Origin of the sequence: Bacillus sp. B-jedd, from assembly GCF_000821085.1 — a bacterium.
Taxonomy (GTDB): Bacteria; Bacillota; Bacilli; order Bacillales; family Cytobacillaceae; genus Bacillus_D.
The window spans coordinates 522,171-540,312 of sequence record NZ_CCXR01000001.1 but is presented as its reverse complement, the minus strand read 5'-3'; the positions used below and the strand labels follow the sequence as shown (position 1 = coordinate 540,312).

Sequence of the window (18,142 nt, the reverse complement as noted above, 5' to 3'; positions counted from 1 at the left end):
TCTTGGAACCCCTCTTCTATTCTTTACATATGATGCGTATAAGTTGAATGGAGAAGGTGGTTCCGATTCGGGATTCGATTTATTTAGATTTTTTGTCCAAGTTTGGGGTTGGTGGGGCTCATCCGGGCGGGATTAGCCTGACGAAGGAAATTCTGATGATGGAGCAGATTAATGCGGAATCACGGATTTTGGATGCGGGCTGCGGAACCGGGCAAACAGCGGCGTATCTCGCTTCCACGTATGGGGCCATTGTTACAGGCGTAGACATTAACCCCATTATGGTTGAAAAGGCAAAGCAGAGAATGGCCACACACAAGTTGCCGGTCGAAATCATCCAAGGCTCAATTGAAAATCTTCCTCTGAAAAGCGAATCGTTCGATATCATTCTTTCCGAATCTGTCCTAGCTTTTGTCAATAAACCAAAGGCGATCAATGAAATATTCCGTCTGCTGAAAACAGGAGGAAGATTTATCGGAAACGAACTCACCATTAACCAAAAACCCGGTAACGTGATGGAGGACGAAATAAAGAAGTTTTATGGGTTCGATTCTCTGCCACTGGAGGCAGATTGGGTCGGACTATTGGAACAGGCTGGATTCAAAAACATTAAAATCCGCACGCAAGCCCAGCCGACTCTCCAAAACAATGCCACGACGGAATTCCATTACTCACAGCATATCGAGCCCAAACTGTTCGCAGTCATGAACCAGCATTTCCTCATCATGACGAAGTACCAGGGAATATTGGATTACAGGATTTTCACCTGTTCAAAATAGATCTTCACATCCGTATTCAAAACGAAAAAGGCTTGCAGTCCCGAACATCGGCTGCAAGCCTTTTTATATCCTTTTCCAGGGACACGCTTTCCCCTGGGCGGCCTTCATTAAACGAGAATGGCCCAAAGGAGCATGGATGTTACGATGGTGACAAGTCCCTGTAGCAAGGTTGCTGCTGTTTGGGCTTTATAGGCATCGGTTACTTTCATGCCTGTGAACTGGGTGACGACCCAGAAGAAGCTGTCGTTTACATGGCTGACGGTCATTGCACCTGCGCCGATTGCCATCACGACTAACGCCAAAGGTACCGCGCCTTCGATGCCGAGTGCCGGGAGCATTGGCGCAATGAGTGATGAGGTGATTACCAATGCTGCTGTTGAAGATCCCTGTGCCGTTTTTAAAGCGGCGGCGATAAAGAACGGAATCAGCAGGAACAATGCACCGGTAAATGTGTCACCAATGGACCAGCCTTGAATGGCTTCAGCGATCCCGGTGTTTTTAATAACGTTGCCAAAAGCGCCTCCAGCGCCGGTAATAAGAAGGATTGGCGCAGCTTCAACCAGGCCCTGCCCCACCCACTTCGTCATTGTCTCTTCATTGTATTTTGGCAGAAGGGCAAAAGCGGCGATGACGCCAGCTAGCAACGCAACGAGTGGTGAGCCAAGGAATATGAGGAAATTCGCTAGGCCGCCAGTCATTTTTTGAAACGTAACAACCGACCCGATACCGATCAGGACAATCGGCAGGACAATTGGCAAAAAGGACAGGAAAGTAGAAGGCATCCGCCCAAATGACTTGACGATGTCATCGTAATTCAAATCCTCACCATCATCTTCAGCTTCAATTTTGTTCGCTACTCTGACAGCCCAGAAATAACCCGCGGCTGTTGCTGGAATCGCAACAATCAGCCCAATCAGAATGACAGTCCCAAGGAAGTCACCCGCACCGATATTCCCAGCCGCAGCAATCGGCCCCGGCGTTGGCGGCACAAGTGTATGGGTCGCGTAAAGGCCGGTCGCAAGGGCAACGGACATGGATGCCACAGCGACTTTCGCGCGCTTGGCAAGTGCTTTTCTCAAGCTTGATAAAATGACAAAACCGGAATCACAGAAAACGGGAATCGATACGATATAGCCAATCAGACTCATCGACAGCTGCGGACGTTTCGGACCTACTACACGCAGGACAACCTCCGCCATCCTAAACGCGGCACCCGATTTTTCAAGGATGGTACCAATAATAGTCCCGAAAACAATGACCAGCCCGATTCCTCCCATCAGACCCCCGAAACCGGTATTGACGTTCTCAACAATTTTTGCCAGGGGCATGCCTGATGCAAATCCGACAAAGAACGTACCCAGCAGCAGTGACAGGAAAGGATGGATTTTAAATTTAGTGGTAGCAATGACAACTAATAAAACGCCAATTAATAAAACAAAGAATAATAGCATAGCATTCCCTCCATCTATTCATTAAAACTTTGTTGCCATAAACGTGCGCATAACCTGCTGCGCGGTAAATTCCAAAAGCTCGGCCCCTCTTTCCATTGCTTCATCCAGGCCCATTGGCGAGTTGAGGATGCTATGGACACTTGACACGCCATGCTCATACAACTGGTCAATTCCTCTTCCGACTGAACCAGCCAATACAAATACCGGTATATTAAGCTTCTTAGCTTCCTGGGCGATACCCATCGGCGTTTTCCCCGAAGCCGTCTGAAAGTCTGTCTGTCCCTCACCGGTGAAGACACAGTCAGCGCCGGCCAGCTTTTCTCGCAGCCCTGTATATTCAATGACAATATCGATTCCCCGCTTTGTTTCGGCGGGGAAAAATGCCTGAAAGGCTCCACCGATGCCGCCCGCCGCGCCAGCACCTGATTTTTCATGCAGACGAATTCCGGTTTTCAGCTCGATCAAATCAGCCCAGTGCGCCAAATTCCGATCAAGAACATCGACCATTTCCGGCGTCGCCCCTTTTTGCGGGCCAAATACATGGGAGGCGCCATCAGGGCCGATGAACGGATTTTGAACATCCGAGGCAATCAGGAACGACGCTTCCTTGATCCTCTCATCAAAATCACAGTCATCAATCGTCCGGATGCGCGAAAGTTCACCGCCTCCAGGTCCGACCGGCTTCCCTTCCGAATCCAGCAGCTTCATGCCCAATGCCTGCAGCATTCCAGCCCCGCCATCATTCGTGGCACTTCCCCCGACGGCCAAAATGAAATTCCTGCAACCGTCATCAAGTGCTCTTTTTATCAATTCGCCGGTGCCATAAGTAGTCGTCACCATCGGGTTTCTCTCACTGGGGGCAATCAGGTTCAACCCGGATGCACAAGCCATTTCAATCACGCATGTCGCCTTGTCACCGAGTATTCCGTAAGACGCCTTGACCGGCTTCAACAGCGGTCCGCTGACAATCACTTCAACCATCCGCCCGTCCGTGGCTGCAATCAGGCTTTCCGCTGTCCCCTCCCCTCCATCAGCTGAAGGCACCAAAACTGTCGAGGCTTTCGGACAAGCTTTTTTTACGCCTTTTTCAATTGCTCTCGCTGCATCCAAGGCAGATAAAGAGCCTTTGAATGAATCAGGCGCAATCACAATCTTCATTTAGTTCCCTCCTCGCTGTTTTCTTCAATTCCTTTTTGCAAAGGCTCACTTAAAGGTGAGTTTTGAATATCAATGAAGTTGATTGGAACGGAGGGGACTGACTCCTGCGGGATGCAGCGGCACGTGGAGACCCCACAGACGTCGACGACGGCGAGGAGGCTCCACGGTCCGCCCCGCGGAAAGCATGTCCCCGGAGTGGAAATCAACAATAAAGGATAACATCGCCTTTGCAAAAGAATGGGCAAGTTCCTGAAAAAACTCAATTGTGCTTTACTATTATCGCAATATAGCATATAACAATAGAAGAAAACGTTTTCAATATGTTATTCAATTAATCCTATTATACTACCATTGATTCTGATTGGCGTTAGATGTAAAATACAAACATTTAGTAGATTCGTAAGCTTTTTTTGTACAGTATAAACAAAAAGGGGATTGTCATGATCACTCGGGAGATTGCAGGAATGCTGGTAAAGGAAACGTCCAAGATAATGAATCTGAATATAAATGTGATGAATGAAAGTGGGCTAATTATCGCAACCGGTGATCCCTCACGCCTGAATACCATTCACGAAGGGGCGCTGGAGGTTGTCCGGACTGGCCTGGCGGTTGAAATTACTGAGGAAAATATCGAAAAGTTCCGCGGGACTCAGCAGGGAATTAATTTGCCAATCATTTTGGACGGCCGGGTGGCAGGCGTCATCGGGATTACTGGCAATCCAGAAATCCTTCGTGACCGCGGCGGGCTCGTTAAAATGATGGCTGAGCTCCTTGTCAAACAGTCGTACATGGCTTCACAGTCCGAATGGCGGCAAAGAACGATAGAAATGATTATTGAGGAACTTTTAAAGAAAATGCCTGATAGTAAAAATATTGACCGCTGGCTTGGCTTACTTGATTTAAAACTGATTGGCCCTTACGCCGTCAGTTTGATCAAGATTGGCAATGACTCCTTTTCACGCCATATGCTGATTGAAAAGACGAAAGAGATTCTTGGCAAAAGAAACATCCTTGCCTCATACGCCGATGTCAACAAGCTGCTTCTCCTTTTTACCGAAGTGTCCAATGAGGAGCAGATGAAAAAGCTGAACAAACTCTATGATGAGCTGGAAAAATTGAAAATCGACTTTAAGCTCGCTTTCAGCCCCGTCTATGATTCCCTGTTGCAAACTCGGCGCGGATATCAGGAATGCGAAATGGCCCTTGCCATTAGCCCACCTAAGAAGAGAATGATTTCTTATATTGAAATCGAACCGGAAGCGCTCATTCACCAAATCGACCCTGAACTAGCCAAGCAGTTTACCGAAAGAGTCCTGCGCGGAGAACTAAAAAATCAGCTTGATACTCTTCAGGCATTCTTCGATGCAAACCTGAACATAAAAGACGCTGCAGCCAAGCTCTACATCCACCGCAACACCCTTATCTACCGTCTCAACAAAATCAAAACAGAAAGCGGCTTCGACCCCCAAAACTTCAAAGACGCCTTCGCCCTCCAAATGCTCATCTGGCTAAATAAATGAAGCAGGGGGACGGTTCCAGCGCTTCTTTCGAATCCCGAATGATGCAGCATGGCCGTCCCCCTGCCCCACTTCAAGATATTACCTGTAATTTTGTGTTGACTTACGATGGGGTGAGATTGTAAACTTTGAATGTGTAACCGGTTACCTACATCAGTGTTATTTTCATAATACATCCGGTTACACTTTTTACTCCTTTAAAACCTAATAAAATCAAGCCGCTGCAAGATACGTTTCTGGATAAAACACTTTCCAAAAGGGAAAAATAATGACAGAGACTATGCGGTCCGCCACTTATTCCTAGCCTTTAGGCCTTAAGTAAGCGGCATCAAAAGGAAAAACCATATAACCGGAGCAGCCGGCAAGACGCTGGTTTTGCACCGATGAACGATTTGAACAAAGGTACATCATGATTTTCAAGAGGAGGGAAATGGGGATGGACATCAGACCCAGAATAACTGTTGTTGGCAGTATCAATATGGATTTAGTCACCATTACTGCCAAGCTCCCGAAAAAAGGTGAAACCTTGATCGGCCAACAGTTTATCATGAACCCCGGCGGAAAAGGCGCCAATCAGGCAGTAGCAGCTGCGAGGCTTGGGGCGCAAGTAAAGATGATTGGCTGTGTCGGGAATGATAGCTTCGGCGTAAGCCTCATGCAGCATCTTCAAAATGAAGGAATCGATATATCCAATGTGGAACCGGTTACAGATTCAACTGGCACAGCCACTATCCTCGTTTCTGATAATGACAACCGAATTACCGTTGTCCCTGGAGCGAACCGGTATGTCACTGCTGATTTTGTAGAGTCAAAGCGTGAGGTCATTTCTGAAAGCGATATCCTGATCGTCCAGCTGGAAACTCCATTGGATGGTGTGGAAAAGGCGGTGGAAATCGCCAGGGAAAAAAATATCACCGTGATTTTAAACCCTGCCCCCATCTGCGCGCTGCCGGCTAAATTAATCGAGCAGGTCACCTACCTGACGCCAAATGAGCACGAATATACACAGCTCACAGAAAACATGGCGCAACAAGCAATACAGGATAAAGTAATTTTGACAAAAGGAAGCAAGGGAGTTTCCTTCTTCGCTAACGGAGCCGAAGTAGAAATTCCTGCCTATAAAGTTGAAACAACTGATACAACAGGCGCCGGCGATTCCTTTAATGGCGGCCTTGCTTACGCACTCGGAACCGGCAAGTCACTCGAGGAAGCATGCCAGTTCGGCAATGCGGTTGCCGCCTTGTCGACGACGAAGCTTGGAGCGCAAAAAGGCATGCCGACAATTAATGAAGTCAAGACTTTTAGAAAAATGGAGGTAGCGGTGAAATGACAAAACGGCCAATTATTATTGATACAGACCCCGGAATTGATGATGCTGTTGCGATAGCAGCAGCGCTGTACAGCGACGAACTGGATGTCCGCCTGATTACAACTGTTGGCGGGAATGTCGGAATTGAAAATGTAACGAAGAATGCTTTGAAACTTTTAAAGTTCTTTGGCAAAAATATCCCCGTCGCTAAGGGTGCGGACCGTCCATTGATCAGGGCTGCAATTGATGCAAGCAACGTTCACGGTGAAACAGGAATGGGCGGTTATGAATTCGAAGAGCCGACTGGTGATCTTCTTTTGAAAGAGAATGCCGTTAACGCGATGTATAACACAATCATATCCAGCAAGGAACCGATCACAATCGTTCCAATTGGGCCGCTGACCAACATTGCGCTGCTCCTGAAAGTTTACCCTGAAGTGAAGAAGAATATCGCTGAAATCGTTTTGATGGGCGGTTCTATTTCGAGAGGAAATGCCGGCGTCATGGCTGAATTCAATATTTTCGCCGATCCTGAGGCGGCAAAAATTGTCTTTAAAAGCGAGCTGCCAATTGTGATGGTCGGACTTGACGTTGGATTGAAAGCGCTTGTCTACCCTGAAGACAGCGAAAAGCTGAAAAATATGAATAAAACCGGAAATATGCTTTACCACCTCTTCAGTAATTATCGAGGCGGCAGCATGAAAACCGGACTGAAAATGTACGATAGCTGTGCGATTGCCTATCTTTTAAAACCGGAAATGTATGAAGTAGCCGAAACGTTCGTCGATGTTGAAGTGAACGGATCATTGACTTCCGGCTGCACTGTTGTTGACCTGAAAGGCTACCTCGGCATGCCGCCAAATGCAAAAGTAACGATCGATGTCGATCCGAAAATGTTCAAAGAATGGTTCCTTTCAAGCCTTGAAAAGTGTATTTAATAAATTTCACAGCTATATAACTTAAACTCAAGAATTGCCAGTAGGACCGAAGCGGAAGGCACGTAGACTCCTGTGGGATGCAGCGGCAAGGTGGAGACCCCGCAGGAGCAAGAGCGACGAGGAGGCTCCACTGGCGCCCCACGGAAAGCGAAGTGCCTGGAGCACAGGTCAAACAACGTGAAAAAGGTAAGGTAAATTTATATAGAAGCATTACCCTTGAAGCTGGCATGGAATCAGAGAAAAGCCAAAGGCATCATTATTTTTATAATAAGGGGAAATAGAAAATGACTGCTAACTTAATCATGTATGCAGTTGCCGCTCTTGCGGTCGCTGTCGTCATTTACATGCTCATAAAAAAGATGGATATTAAAATCACCCTCTTCCTGATGGGTATTCTGCTCATTTTGATCAGCGTTGCCATGGGTAAAGAAATCGCTGTCAAAGATTTCGTTTCGACAGGCTCTATATTATTGGATCCGCTTCAAGTTATCGTCCAGCAGTTTAAAGAAACATTCGCTGCTGCCGGTTTCGTTATCCTGATTCTCGGCGGCTATACTGCCTACATGTCCAAGATTGGCGCAAATGACGTAACAGTCAGCGTCTTGACGAAGCCTATTTCTAAATTCAAATCGGTTTATGTTCTAGTTCCGGTCGTCTTCCTGCTCGGCAACCTGCTTTCACTCGTTATCCCGAGTGCGTCCAACCTGGCGATCATTTTGCTGGCGACGTTATTCCCTGTTTTGAAAAGATCCGGGATGTCTACACTGACAGCGGCTGCGATTGTCGCTACATCCGCAACCATCATTCCGACTCCGCTTGGAAGCGATAACGTTGCGATTGCCCAGGAACTTGCCAAGTATGACATGTTTAAAAATCTTTCCGTTACTGACTATGTTTTCAAATATCATGCAATGGTTTCGATTCCAACTTTGCTCTTTATCGCCGTCGTCCACTTCTTCTGGCAAAGAAGGATGGATAAAAAGGCTGCTGCCAAAGGAGATTCGGCTGAAAACATCCAATTGGAAAAAGTGGAAGAAATCCAGGGTGGCAAGCTGTACAAATTTGTTTACGCGCTTCTGCCAATTTTCCCGATCGTCCTGCTTCTTGCTGCTTATGCCATCCAGATGACCACTGGCGCGGCAATCACAGTCAGCGTAGAAGTTGCCACACTCGTTTCCTTTATCCTGGCGATTATTGCTGAACTTGTCCGTAACAAAGGCGATAAAAAAGTCCTTTCGGATACGGAAGCTTTCTTTAAAGGAATGGGCGGCGCCATGTCCATCGTGGCCCTGCTAGTCGCGGCCTCTGTTTTCGTAACAGGATTGAAGTCGATCGGCCTGATCGATGCGCTTCAGCAATCGATGGAACATACACAGGGAAAAGGCATGGACTTTGTTCTGCCGCTGATTTTGGTAGGCGTCACCACCTTGATCGTCATGCTTAGCGGAAGCGGACTGGCGTTATTCTTCGCCATGATCCCACTCGTTGTGCCTTTGGCGCAGGCAGCAGGCATCAACCCAATCGCCATCGCTGTCCCAATGGGCTTGGCAGGAAACCTTGTCAGAGCGGTCTCACCAGTTGCTGCCGTCGTCCTCATCGTCGCTGGCACAGTTAAAAAAGACCCAATCGACATCGTCAAACGCACATCCGTGCCAATGTTCGCAGGCGTCGTATTTATGTTCATCCTATCGATGATATTATTCACATAACACCCAAAGCCCCCGGCAGCTAAAACTGCCGGGGGCTTTTTGAAACGGGGCATGGTTCCAGCGCTTCATTCGGGTTTCGAAAGAAGCAGTGCCGTTTCTACTGCATCACTCTGCTTATAGAATCCACCGATTTCCTGTGGTACATTAGGGAAAAGGTAATTTAGGGGGATGGCTGATGATAAGGACAGTGTTATTTGATGTGGACGGGGTTTTGCTAAGTGAAGAGCATTATTTTGATGCCTCAGCGCTGACTGTGTGGGAAATGTTGATGAGCGAAAATTATCTTGGACTCGCGCCCGAAAAGTTCCGGACAGATTTTACTCAGGAAGAAATCGCCGCCATCCGCGCTGATGTATTTCAAAAAGACGCGATTCTGTCATTCCTGAAATCCCGCGGGCTCAATGCGAACTGGGATATGATTTACATAACCTTCAGCTACCACCTCATCCAGCTGCTCACTCAAATCGACGATACGGATAAAATTGAAAAGTGGTTCAACCAAGGGTTTGACCGATCTGCGTTGATGGAAATCGGGGCTGAATTGAAAAGATATGACAACAAGCTTAATTTCGGAGAACTTTTAGAGGCCTTTCAAAAGACGAATGAAACAAAACGGGGCTTGTTCCGGCACCTCGACGTTCTTGCTTTTGAGAAGCTTGGAATTGAGACGTCCGTTTTTCAGAGAAAAGCTGCCCTTTGGTCCGTCGGGGAGCATGTTTCCCAGGAATGGTACGTCGGTGATGAACATGTACTCCAGTCGACTGGGCGGCCATCCGTTCAAACTGGTAAAAAAGGCTTTCTGGCCAATGAAAAACTGCTTTGCCCGCAAGAGGAAATCCAGAGGCTCTTCGCTGGCTTGATCGATAAAGGAATTGCGCTTGGAATCGGAACCGGCAGGCCCGAGCTTGAAACCATTCAACCTTTTAAGCAGCTCAGCTGGATTGAATATTTTAATGAAACTAATATTTCTACCGCGGATGATGTTTTAAAGGCCGAGCGCCAGCTAGCCGGAAAGACTTCACTGGCCAAGCCGCATCCTTTTACTTATTTACAAGCCCTAATTGGCAAAAAAAACAGCGTGGACAGTCTATTGAAAAAGCCGCTGCCGCTTGAAAACGGCGGTGACGTCCTCGTTGTCGGCGACTCACTCGCAGATCTGCTCGCTGCTCGAGAAATGGGCAGTCAATTCGCAGCCGTGCTCACCGGCCTGACCGGAGCAAAAGCACGCAGCCAGTTCGAACAGCACCAAGCGGACTACATCCTCGAAAATGTCCTCGAAATTAACAACATATTATGAGACAGGGGACAGTTCCAGCGCTTCATTCGTATTCCGAATGTTGCAGCGGGACCGTCCCCTTCTTCACTTTGCTTCGAGCAGCTGTGCTTCTTTTAGGCCTTCGATGGCTGTTAGGCCTTTGAGGACATTTTGGTCAATAGGCTTGTCGAGGGTGAGGACCATGATGGCGTCACCTCCGATGTCGGTTCTTCCGACTTGCATGGTGCCAATGTTGATTTGATGATTACCAAGCAGCGCCCCGACTTTGCCAATCATGCCCGGCATGTCATGATGGTTCACGAACAGCAGATGCCGCTCCGGCTTTACATCGATCCGATATTGATTGATTTTCACAATCCTTTCCCCGTAGCCGTTCAATACTGTCGCTCCGATGCAGGCGGAATTCTGGCCGTGATGGGCGGTTACCTCAATGTAATTCGCAAAACCCTTATTCTTCGTGTTTTTGCGGATCGTATGCGGGACGCCCTGTTCATTCAGGAGATGCAGCACGTTGACTAGATTGACGGAGTCGCCTAAATGATGCGCCAGCAGCCCTTTTATCATCGACCGTGAAACGAGGTCAGTATCTTCTTTAATCAAATCACCGTAATAATCAATCTCCACTTTATCCGGCGCATCATTCAGAAGCTGGATGACCAACTGGCCCATCTGTTCTCCGAGCCTTAAATATGGCTGCAGGTTTTGCAGGGATTCGTTTGTGATCTGCGGCATGTTCACAGCGTTGCGGACAATCTTTTTCTCAAGGATTTCAACAATTTCACCGCTAACTTCCTCAGCGACCTTCTCCTGGGCTTCAACTGTCGAGGCGCCGAGATGGGGTGTCATGATGATTCTTGGATTTCCCAGAAGCCCTTTGTTTGCTGGCGGTTCCGTCTGGAATACATCGAGCGCCGCTCCCGCCACCCTGCCGTCTTCCACTGCTTTCACTAACGCATCTTCATCAATAATGCCGCCACGGGCGCAGTTGATGAAACGCACTCCCGGCTTTACTTTTTGCAAAAATGCTTCGCCAATAAGGTTTTTCGTCGCACTTGTCAAAGGGGTATGAAGGGTGATGAAATCAGACCCCTCTGCGATTTCATCCAAAGTCGCCTTCTTGATTCCAAGCTTGGCGGCCCGTTCCTCGGTAAAGTACGGGTCGAAGCCAAGAATCTCCATCCCGAAGCTTTTCGCCCGCTTCGCCACCTCCGTGCCGATTTTCCCCATACCAATGATGCCAATGGTCTTCCGGTACAATTCAACCCCCTGGAAGGCTCCCCGGTTCCACTCCCCTTCCGTTGTGAGCCGGTGGGCCTGAGGAATATTCCTTGCCACGGCGAGCAGCATCGCAAGTGTGTGTTCGGTCGCTGAAATTGTATTCCCGCCTGGCGCGTTGATGACAATGATTCCCTTTTTCGTTGCGGCATTTACATCAATATTATCGACTCCCACTCCTGCCCGCGCGATCACCTGAAGGCGGTCCGCCTGCCGGATGACCTCGCCAGTAACTTCTGTCTGGCTCCGCACAATGAGCGCATCGTAGTTTTTTATGATGGCAACGAGTTCAGAATGCGGAAGGCCAATTTGCTTATCTACTGTGAACAGCGGGTGCTCATACAAAGCGCGAAGTCCGCTATCCCGGATACTGTCGGTAATAAGTACTTTAAACATGATGCAAATCTCCTCCCTTATTTTCCAAGCCGGTGCAGCCAAACCTCCTGTGCCATACCAGTAGCTGCCCCGAGTTTATTTCCACCGCCGAGCTGCTGAAGGGCCATTTCCATTCCTGCCAAAACTTTCAGTACGTCATATGGAGTACAGTAGCCCATATGGCCAATTCGGAAAATTTCCCCTTTCAGCTTCTTCTGTCCCCCGGCGACCATGATACCGAATTCGTCTGCAAGCATTTTCTTCAGCTGCCTCGCCGGTCCAGTATTTGTTACGATAGCTGTTACCGTAGACGATGCATCCTCATCGCTTGCCAGAAGCGGCAGCTGCAAAGCTCTCGCTCCCTCACGGACCATATCGCGCAGCAGCAGATGGCGTCCAACCGTATTTTCGAATCCTTCCTCCTCAAATAGTTCGCACACTTCAAGCGCCCCATAAATCAGGGAAACAGCGGGAGTGAAAGGCGTTTGGGACTCTTTTTCAAAAGAAGCATGATACTTGTTCAAATCAAGATAAAACCTTTTTGTGCGGCACTTTTGCATAACGGCCCTCGCATGATCGTTGCTGGCGATAAACGCAAGGCCAGGCGGCAGCATCATCGCTTTTTGCGAACCGGCCACAAGGATATCGATATTCTGTTCCTCCATATTGGCCAGGACAGCGCCAATGCAGCTAACTCCATCAACGATGAACAGCGCATCTGTATAGCGCTTTGTGACTTCACCAAGCTCCTTGATTGGATTGAACACGCCAGTTGATGTTTCACAATAGGTGGCAAAAACGGCCTTGACCCCCGCCCCAGCTTTTTTAAGAAACAGCGCGAGTTCTTCTCCGGAACACGTTTTTCCCCATTCTATTTCGAGCCGGCGCACATTAGCACCGAAAGCCTCGCAAATAGCTGCGAAGCGCTCCCCGAATGCCCCTGTCACAATGACAACAACCAAGTCGCCCTCTTCCACCACATTCACAACAGCCGTCTCAAGCGCTGCCGTCCCGCTTCCAGAAATCAGCGTCACCGGACTTTTCGACCCAAACACCGGCATCAATCGCGTCGAAACCTCCTCCAAAAGCTTAGGAAACGCCTCTCCCCTATGCCCAATCATCGGACGATTCATCGCCGCCTTCACTCGATCAGGCACAGGTGTCGGGCCCGGCGTAAACAAAAAACGTTCATCAAAGAACATCACTTTACCTCCTTATTTTGAAGCAGGGGACAGTTCCAGCTCTTCCTCCGATACCCGAAAGAAGCAGCGGAACCGTCCCTTTGCTTCACTCTCACTTCGAAAAAAACAAAAACGCCCCCCATAACAGACGGATTTGTCGTGTTATGAGGGACGTGGTTTTACGTGGTGCCACCCTCGTTTGTTACTGGAATGATAAAAGTAACCTCGGGAAGGATAACGGCTTTCGCCGTGTCCGCATACTGCTGTATGTTTCTGCGGACCGGTTCTGAAGGGCTGGGCATGACAGGAAAGAGCATCGGTTCACAGCTTCCACCGACTCTCTGGAGAACTTTCCTGCCTCCGTCTTCGTCATCACCTTTTTAAATATTAAAGACGATTCTAACCCCTTAACCATTCTTTGTAAAGAGGTATCAGAAAAATAATCCGAAAATTCAGCGTTTTAGTTTTATTACAGGTGTCGAATAAAGCAGCAGAACCGGCACCTTCCTCCTCCCCCCGCCCTGTTTTCGAACTTTTTTCTTATTTTCGCATATTTTACATTATACATTTTCATGAAACCAGGGGATTGGTATGGATATGGCGCAGAATAAAATCAGGAACCGGGTAATGGTCAATCAGGTGAATGTAAATGCGATTGATACGGCTTCCGGAATTTTTGTCGGAATAAATTATGCGAATAACTGGTCTTCCCATCGAAAAACGAACTATGGCTTTGGCTCGGTGTCCAATTCGCATGTGTGCGGAAATTTCAGTTATGTTATCGACAATGATTTAGTGGATACGCCGATTAACAGCAATGCAATCAGCATTATCGAACCCGGCCAGAATATCAATCAAAACCATGTTGATATAGTTGGGATCAACGTCAATGTCCTTGATTCCTCCGCCGCCGTGACAGTTGGAGAAAACGGCCTTAATGGCTGGAGCTCTCACAGTAAAAGAAATGCGGGGCAAGGAAGATTGATTGGCAGGATACAGAATGAAAAGAACGCTGCCTATATTTCGGATCAGGATATCATTGATTCACAAATTAACCATTTCAGTCAATTTTGATTACTTCCCTTGGGCTTATAAGGAGGGACTTAGGTGGCCATAACCTTCGGAGTTGGAGCAATCAACATTAATTCCCAGAATACGAATTCAACTGTGGCTGTTGGCCAAAACCAGCTCCCAGGCTGGGCCGCCCACAGGAAAGTCAATAACGGCCAGGGATTTTTCGCGGGCAATGTCATAAATACAGCGAACGGATCCATTATCAACGACTTCGACATGATCGATGGCCAAATGAACAATGCCAATATCTCCCCAAGTGCGCAGGGCCAAACGATTTAATTCAGAAGCAGAATAGGGTTGGGAAGAAGCAAAGGAACCGTCCTCTGCTTCTTCCCTTTTCAGGCGGGGGTATGGAACTTGTTGGCATGACAGGCTTTTTTGGACATATAAGTAGTAGTGAAACCTTTTGTTTTGAAAGGGTGTGAATAGATGAGGAAAAGTGGACGCCGTTCCAATATTGCTAAAACATTGGGCAGCGATTTCATTGAATTGCTAACCGAGGTGTCTTCAATGGTCGGTCCGAGGGTCGATGTATACGGTACACGGGATTCCTTATTTATTTCTGCCGATTTGGCGGGAGCCAGTCCGGGTGATGTAAAGCTGGGCTTTAGTTCCGGCAGCATCATCATAAGCGGGAAAATCTTGCCTCCCTTTGATTATGAAGAAATAAAAGTCTTTCGCCAGGAACGCTTTCATGGTGCTTTTGAAAGAGCCATCAAGCTTCCCCGCGGCTGCTTAACCGAACACATACAGGCAAAAATGGATCATGGCATATTAACAATAGAAGTCCCTTTGCAGCAATCGTCACATTCCAACTAAACCGGAGAGGAGGATAATGATGACAGTCATTCGATATAGCGGAATGAATATAGAGAGACTCAGCCATTCTTCCGGGCTGTTTATTGGGACAAACAGACAGAAAGGCAGATTCAGCACGTTGGAAACAAATGAAGGGTTTGGTTCCATAAAAGGGGAAAACAGCAGCGCCCATCTTAATACCGCTCTTCTGCTTAAGGCAAAACAGCGCCAAAAAAAGGATTTGAGTTAGATGACGGCAGAAAATATTTCAGAAGTATTGAACTCTTTTGCAAAAAGAATGGACAGGCTCGAAAAGGTTCTTCAGGACAAGCCGGACGCCCGCATTCATTTTGAAATCCGGATACAGGACTTCCACTTAAATGAGATGAATCTCGATGAACTTGCCTTTCATCTTGATCGGCTCGACATCAAGGAATTAAGCGGGATGCTGAATATGGGAAATACGTTTTCACCAAATGTGCAGCCAAAGGGAAAAACACGGGAACAAGGAAGCGGATTCGCTTTGACGCTGCCTGAATCAGATCGAGGTCAGGATATTCAAATTCTGATTAACGGCGACCCTGTAGCGTATTCAGTCACGGACGGAAAGGATAAAGCACATGAATAAATTTTCCCCGGCATTTTTTATTGGCAAAATAAACATCGGCACTGTCGAAGGTTCTTCCTGCGTCAATCTCGGCAACAACCTCCCAAGCGGCTTCACCAGCTATAAAAAGCACAGCCAGGGCTTCGGCACAGTCTCCGGCGACCACGCAGACATCCACGACCTCTTCGCCCTATTGGAAGAGAAGGACTCGAACGACGCCTTCCACTATGATCCAGCCGAAGAACCAAGCCTCGACCCACTTACGCAATACATCCAGCGAGCCGCGGCACAACAATCAGCCGACATTAAGGAGGAGTAAGAAAGGAGAAGGTTCCACCGCTTCATGCGGATCCCGTACGAAGAGGTGGAACCATCAGTTTTTTATTTACTTTGCAGCTCTTCAACCGTCACAAAATTATACCCAAGTTCGGTAAGTCCACTTAATATCCCTTCAACGGCTTTAAGCTCGGTTTCTGTTTGGCCGTACATCGGATGCATCAAAATGATTGAACCCGGCTCCACATTTTCCTTCACGTACTTTACCTTTTCCGAAGCTTTTTCATAATAGCTGTCTGGCTCAAGGCTCCACATGATCGTTTCACGCTGATTCTTCTTCAGGTAATACGGGAGGCCAACAAGCTTTTTCCCATTAGGCGGCCGAAAATCGATTTCTCCGTCAAATCCGGACTCCCGGATTAATTGGTCTGTCTTTTCTATTTCACTTTTAATATAAGATGGGCTCTTAAAGACCATTCTTTCATGTGAATAGGTGTGATTACCAAGTTGATGGCCGGCCTCAACAAGCTTTTTAGCTTCTTCAGGATGTTTTTCAATATCTTTTCCAATCAAAAAGAAGGTTGCCTTCGCATTATATTTGTCCAGCAGCTGCAGGAGTGGGTCTACATTTGAATTCGGCCCATCATCAAATGTCAGCGCGACTTCCTTTTCACCTGTCTTAACCTCGGAAACTAGCCCGCCGAATAATTGAAACGCCCTGGCATTCATTAACTTATACGTCCCAAACAATAGGAACATAACGAGCAGTGCCGAAACAACAAACTTCATTTTCATAAGATTAATCTCCATTCCTACCCTATTCTTCTTTTGCAAAATATTCCTTGAACCCTAATGTCTATATTTCTCTGTTACTAGTATTTAATATGAAAGTTCAAACTGTAATCTCACAGCAAAACAACTGTAATTTTTGCATGTTAAAATTTAGGGACATATTTTTATCTTAATCTATCACAAATTTTGCAAAAGGAGACCAAGCCATGGATTCATCATACCTAAAAAAATCATTGAATGAGTGGAAGGAAGAAATTCTCGATTTGCTTGCGGAAATAGACAAGGAATACGAGAAGGTTAAACAGGAACTCATGGTTTACAACTACAAATTCAGCATCACTAAACAGGTCAGCCAATCGACCGTAAACGAAGAGATTATCCGCACGATCCGCGAAATCTACCACAAGCCATTCGAAGAACAATTCAACAAGCTAAAATCTGAAATCAAAGATCTCGAAGAAAAAAAACGAGTCTTCGGCATGTTCGTCGACAAAATCGACAAAGTCCAAGGCAAGGACGAACAGCAACCCAACCCGGAATACATAGCCCAAATCTCATAATGAAGCAGGGGGACGCTTCCAGCACTTCTTTCAGGACACAAAGGAAGCAGCGGAACCATCCCCAGCCTCACTTTGCCTGGACCCGGGGGGTTCAGGCAGTTTGATTTTTAAGGGGCGGCACCCTCAGCCTGGTTACTTTATATAGTAATAGAGACCAATTATTCATTGAGGTGTGCTATGGCCATCAGAAAAACAAATCAGGCGGAAACAGATTATATATTGAGACTTTCAGGGAATGTCGTGCAGGAAAGCACAGCGGGATACGCCCCGAATCATGGCTGGAATTCCTATGAGATGTTCTCCACTCTCATCAAAAATGGCGCCTATTATTTGATTGATGAAGAAAGTCGTGATTTACGGGGCTGGATTTTGCTTGGAAGGGATTTGAGCCAATTGACAGGCGAATTGACCGGCCACCTTTTTCATTTATACGTCTTCCCGCACCACAGAAATAAAGGAATCGCCAAAAGATTAATGCAGACGGCTATGCAAGAGCTTTACGCGAATGGGATCTACACCGTCCAACTAAACGTCTTTGCCGGCAACCCCGCTAAAAACCTCTACAAAAAGCTGGGCTTCCGCACCATATCCACCATCATGGAATACAAGCTTCCTAAATTTAGCATAGGGCACATGTAAAAATGGGGACGGTTCCGACGCTTCTTTCGAATCTCGAATGAAGCAGCGGAACCGTCCCAGATTCCTGATTATTTCGTGGTGGTCTGTCCCAAACTGTTCCGTGTTGGGACTAAGTGCCGTTTATTTCATGGTTGTATGTCCCAATCTGTTCCGCGTTGGGACAGAGTGCCGATTATTTCATGGAGATCTGTTCCAAACTGATTCGTGTTGGGACTGAGTGCCGGCTATTTCATGGGGATCTGTCCCAAGCTGTCCCATGTTGGGACTGAGTACCGATTATTTCATGGTGATCTGTCCCAAGCTGTTCCGTGTTGGGACAGAGTGCCGATTATTTCGTGGTAGTCTGTCCCAATCTATCCCGTGTTGGGACAGAGTTCCGTTTATTTCATGGTGATCTGTCCCAATCTGTCCCGTGTTGGGACAGAGTTTCG

General features: G+C 47.4%; 19 protein-coding genes and 1 other annotated feature. Of the genes, 14 read left to right on the top strand and 5 right to left on the bottom strand.

The window, feature by feature from the left end; genetic code table 11:
- Positions 1 to 47 precede the first annotated feature (47 nt).
- Positions 48 to 776 (top strand): class I SAM-dependent methyltransferase, encoded by a 729-nt coding sequence (locus BN1002_RS02630; RefSeq protein ID WP_082036088.1) that lies wholly within the window; start codon positions 48 to 50, stop codon positions 774 to 776.
- 107 nt (positions 777 to 883) lie between these two features.
- Here BN1002_RS02630 and BN1002_RS02625 read toward each other — a convergent pair whose 3' ends face one another.
- Positions 884 to 2,227 carry a GntP family permease gene (locus tag BN1002_RS02625; protein WP_048823497.1) on the bottom strand — a complete coding sequence of 448 codons (1,344 nt, stop codon included), beginning with the start codon at positions 2,225 to 2,227 and terminating at the stop codon, positions 884 to 886.
- Positions 2,228 to 2,248: 21 nt separating this feature from the next.
- The gene (locus BN1002_RS02620) at positions 2,249 to 3,385 is read right to left on the bottom strand and encodes a glycerate kinase (protein WP_048823496.1); all 1,137 of its coding nucleotides are present in this window, start codon (positions 3,383 to 3,385) and stop codon (positions 2,249 to 2,251) included.
- A gap of 440 nt (positions 3,386 to 3,825) precedes the next feature.
- Here BN1002_RS02620 and BN1002_RS02615 point away from each other — a divergent pair, with 440 nt between their 5' ends.
- The 5 genes from BN1002_RS02615 (at position 3,826) to BN1002_RS02595 (ending at position 10,155) form a co-directional block, all read left to right on the top strand.
- A complete protein-coding gene (locus tag BN1002_RS02615) occupies positions 3,826 to 4,905 on the top strand; it encodes a CdaR family transcriptional regulator (RefSeq protein ID WP_048823495.1) in 1,080 nt (359 codons plus the stop codon).
- A 433-nt stretch (positions 4,906 to 5,338) separates the two neighbouring features.
- Positions 5,339 to 6,232, top strand: coding sequence for a ribokinase (gene rbsK, locus BN1002_RS02610; RefSeq protein WP_048823494.1), 894 nt, complete (start codon positions 5,339 to 5,341; stop codon positions 6,230 to 6,232).
- Complete coding sequence (gene rihC, locus BN1002_RS02605; RefSeq protein WP_048823493.1) at positions 6,229 to 7,149, top strand: ribonucleoside hydrolase RihC; 921 nt, start codon at positions 6,229 to 6,231, stop codon at positions 7,147 to 7,149. Before rbsK ends, rihC begins: the two co-directional genes overlap by 4 nt.
- 284 nt (positions 7,150 to 7,433) lie before the next feature.
- Positions 7,434 to 8,858 carry a C4-dicarboxylate transporter DcuC gene (dcuC, locus tag BN1002_RS02600; protein WP_048823492.1) on the top strand — a complete coding sequence of 475 codons (1,425 nt, stop codon included), beginning with the start codon at positions 7,434 to 7,436 and terminating at the stop codon, positions 8,856 to 8,858.
- A gap of 175 nt (positions 8,859 to 9,033) precedes the next feature.
- Positions 9,034 to 10,155, top strand: a complete 1,122-nt coding sequence (locus BN1002_RS02595) for an HAD family hydrolase (RefSeq protein WP_048823491.1) — start codon at positions 9,034 to 9,036, stop codon at positions 10,153 to 10,155.
- 63 nt (positions 10,156 to 10,218) lie between these two features.
- Here BN1002_RS02595 and serA read toward each other — a convergent pair whose 3' ends face one another.
- Together serA and BN1002_RS02585 are read right to left on the bottom strand one after the other, a co-directional pair.
- Positions 10,219 to 11,805, bottom strand: coding sequence for a phosphoglycerate dehydrogenase (gene serA, locus BN1002_RS02590; RefSeq protein WP_048823490.1), 1,587 nt, complete (start codon positions 11,803 to 11,805; stop codon positions 10,219 to 10,221).
- Positions 11,806 to 11,822: 17 nt separating this feature from the next.
- Positions 11,823 to 12,986: a pyridoxal-phosphate-dependent aminotransferase family protein gene (locus BN1002_RS02585; protein ID WP_048823489.1), complete on the bottom strand. Its 1,164-nt coding sequence runs from the start codon at positions 12,984 to 12,986 to the stop codon at positions 11,823 to 11,825.
- A gap of 143 nt (positions 12,987 to 13,129) precedes the next feature.
- Positions 13,130 to 13,347: a binding site (T-box leader), on the bottom strand.
- Between the two features lie 215 nt (positions 13,348 to 13,562).
- Between BN1002_RS02585 and BN1002_RS02580 the strand changes: the two genes are divergently transcribed.
- From BN1002_RS02580 to BN1002_RS02555, 6 genes are all read left to right on the top strand, one after another.
- Complete coding sequence (locus BN1002_RS02580) at positions 13,563 to 14,039, top strand: hypothetical protein (RefSeq protein WP_197072727.1); 477 nt, start codon at positions 13,563 to 13,565, stop codon at positions 14,037 to 14,039.
- Between the two features lie 33 nt (positions 14,040 to 14,072).
- A complete protein-coding gene (locus BN1002_RS02575; protein ID WP_048823487.1) occupies positions 14,073 to 14,318 on the top strand; it encodes a hypothetical protein in 246 nt (81 codons plus the stop codon).
- Between the two features lie 150 nt (positions 14,319 to 14,468).
- Entirely contained in the window at positions 14,469 to 14,858 is a 390-nt protein-coding gene (locus BN1002_RS02570; RefSeq protein WP_048823486.1) for an Hsp20/alpha crystallin family protein, read from the top strand.
- Positions 14,859 to 14,874: 16 nt separating this feature from the next.
- On the top strand, positions 14,875 to 15,087 hold the full coding sequence (locus tag BN1002_RS02565) for a hypothetical protein (protein ID WP_148362719.1): 213 nt from the start codon (positions 14,875 to 14,877) through the stop codon (positions 15,085 to 15,087).
- Positions 15,088 to 15,465, top strand: coding sequence for a hypothetical protein (locus BN1002_RS02560; RefSeq protein WP_048823484.1), 378 nt, complete (start codon positions 15,088 to 15,090; stop codon positions 15,463 to 15,465).
- Positions 15,458 to 15,763 carry a hypothetical protein gene (locus BN1002_RS02555; RefSeq protein ID WP_048823483.1) on the top strand — a complete coding sequence of 102 codons (306 nt, stop codon included), beginning with the start codon at positions 15,458 to 15,460 and terminating at the stop codon, positions 15,761 to 15,763. The genes BN1002_RS02560 and BN1002_RS02555 overlap by 8 nt, the downstream gene beginning before the upstream one ends.
- 62 nt (positions 15,764 to 15,825) lie before the next feature.
- Here the strand turns inward: BN1002_RS02555 and BN1002_RS02550 are convergent, their stop codons facing one another.
- Complete coding sequence (locus tag BN1002_RS02550; protein ID WP_048823482.1) at positions 15,826 to 16,515, bottom strand: polysaccharide deacetylase family protein; 690 nt, start codon at positions 16,513 to 16,515, stop codon at positions 15,826 to 15,828.
- A gap of 203 nt (positions 16,516 to 16,718) precedes the next feature.
- Between BN1002_RS02550 and BN1002_RS02545 the strand changes: the two genes are divergently transcribed.
- Together BN1002_RS02545 and BN1002_RS02540 are read left to right on the top strand one after the other, a co-directional pair.
- Positions 16,719 to 17,072: a hypothetical protein gene (locus BN1002_RS02545; RefSeq protein ID WP_048823481.1), complete on the top strand. Its 354-nt coding sequence runs from the start codon at positions 16,719 to 16,721 to the stop codon at positions 17,070 to 17,072.
- 177 nt (positions 17,073 to 17,249) lie between these two features.
- Entirely contained in the window at positions 17,250 to 17,711 is a 462-nt protein-coding gene (locus BN1002_RS02540; RefSeq protein ID WP_048823480.1) for a GNAT family N-acetyltransferase, read from the top strand.
- Positions 17,712 to 18,142 lie beyond the last annotated feature (431 nt).